The 1,853-nt window shown below is 57.4% G+C and carries 2 protein-coding genes and 1 pseudogene; 2 read left to right on the top strand and 1 reads right to left on the bottom strand.

The features are described 5' to 3' along the window. Positions 1-19: 19 nt before the first annotated feature. On the bottom strand, positions 20-571 hold the full coding sequence (locus tag JX360_RS17325) for a DUF4079 domain-containing protein (RefSeq protein WP_244353484.1): 552 nt from the start codon (positions 569-571) through the stop codon (positions 20-22). Between the two features lie 176 nt (positions 572-747). Here JX360_RS17325 and JX360_RS17320 point away from each other — a divergent pair, with 176 nt between their 5' ends. Both JX360_RS17320 and JX360_RS17315 read left to right on the top strand, forming a co-directional pair. Then, entirely contained in the window at positions 748-1,227 is a 480-nt protein-coding gene (locus tag JX360_RS17320; RefSeq protein WP_244353481.1) for a phycobilisome linker polypeptide, read from the top strand. A 180-nt stretch (positions 1,228-1,407) separates the two neighbouring features. Beyond that, a pseudogene (locus tag JX360_RS17315) lies at positions 1,408-1,853 on the top strand (hypothetical protein); the annotation flags it as partial.

The following is a 1,853-nucleotide window of genomic DNA, read 5'->3' as shown; positions in this document are numbered from 1 at the left end:
GATCAAATTACACCGAGGACTACAAAGACAGGCCCAACTTGATCCCCAACGCCGCATGGGCAACCAGCACACAGAGAATCAGGCTGCCCACATAGGCATGGGTGGTTCGCAACGCAGCGCGATTGCCCCCAAAGCCCGTGAGCGACAAAGCCCCGTTCACCCCCAACAACAGTAACACCAGGGATCCCGTCCAAAAATGGGGGCTGTTCAACAGCGGTTCCCCTTGCATCACCAACGACAAAATGCCGCCCGTATAGCCCAATGCCAAAAACGTCGCCATCCAGGGAGCCAATTTGCGATGGTCCAACAGAGGTTTCTGGGCCGATTCCGGCAGGGATCCCTCCCCCGCAGCTTCTGCCGCCAAGCGCAAGGCCCTTCCCCGCCAACCCGTCAGGCCGACAAAGCTACCCATCACCACCACCACGATCCCCATCATCAAGGGATGTCCCCATTGCACGATCGGCTGTGGCAAATCCAACCCCGCAAAGAGTTCGGCCACCGGCTGCAAAGCAGCGGTCAACCGATCCGACCCAGCGGACAAATCCGGCAAAGCCAAGCTCGACAAGTCCATTCCATTCCCCTCCAAGCCAGCGACGAATCCACAATTTCCTTAACAAATCTACTTTAAACTACACAAGCCAGCAGGATGGTTCTGGTAGGTACCCGGCAACGGTAGAATGTCTGACGGTAAAGCGGTGGTTGGAGTTATTTAAGCCACTGCACGCTGGGCAGAACGGAGTTATCGACATGGCCAAGTTGTTGCTGGGGGATCAATCCTTTGAGGTCGAGCCACTTGCGGATGTACCCACTGACTGGCCTGGAATTAAGGTGATGTCTAAAGGGGCCAAGCTACAGGTTCCGGTTGGAACGGTAGTCAAGGTGGAGTCCGAGGATAAAAACCTGGCTGGATCCTACAAAGTGGCCTACTGTCTGGCTCCCGCCTTTCCCCGGACATGGCGCCTCCTTCTAGAACGGGAGAGTGCTGCTCCTGCTCCTGAAGCCGCTGCAACCCCAGCGGTTGCCTCAGCATCCAGCTCTGATATGCCCAATGCCGATAAGACCTTTACCATCAAGGTTTCCGGTGTGGTGGGTGGTGGCGTGCGCAAAAGCGTCCTCGAGTACAAGGTGCCCTTCAGCCGCCTCTCGCAAGAAGTGAAGCGCATCACCAAAATGGGAGGGCAAATCCTTAGCATTTCTGAATCTAATGTGTTGACAACTCTGGATTGAGACTGAACCGATTCGATCTCCACTGCCCAGAAAAGATTCTCCCCTTCCTGTCTTTGAACCGGGCGACAGATTTCGCTTGTCCTTGAGCTGAGAAGATTTTGCTGGCTACGGCTTCGGACATCCCCAACCGGAAGACAGGGATGGTAGGCTGGCGTTGGTTTGGGGAGTGGGGAGGACATCATGACATCTCGACAGCAGCCAACGCACCTCCGAGGGGTGCCAGGGGGATCCCGTCCTCCTTTGCCACAGGTACCCCTTCCGGCCCCGCGCCCCCGTTTTTCTTATCCTCCCCGTCGCCCTCCGGCTAGGTCTCGCTTCCCGCTATTCCGCTGGGTGGCGCTGCTGGTGCTCCTGCTGGGATTTAGCGCCGGAGCCTTGGTGGCCTGGGGACTTGCCCATCCCGATTGGGCCAGTCGCTTGCCCAGTTTGTCTGAACCCATCCCAGCACTGTCCGCCCCCCGTGCTGAGGCCAAAGCGGCCCAACAGCAACGTTTGCCCCTTGCCAGAGAACCTCAGCTGGAACGGGATCCCTTTGCTTTGGATCCCTTGGCCAGTCTTTCCTATGTGCCCTCGATCATGTATCACGACGTGGTGGCCAGCCGTAAAGAAGTCTGGTTTGACACCAC

Source organism: Thermostichus vulcanus str. 'Rupite' (assembly GCF_022848905.1).
GTDB lineage: Bacteria > Cyanobacteriota > Cyanobacteriia > Thermostichales > Thermostichaceae > Thermostichus > Thermostichus vulcanus_A.
The sequence above is the reverse complement of the archived record's forward strand: the minus strand, read 5'-3'. Positions and strand labels throughout refer to the sequence as shown.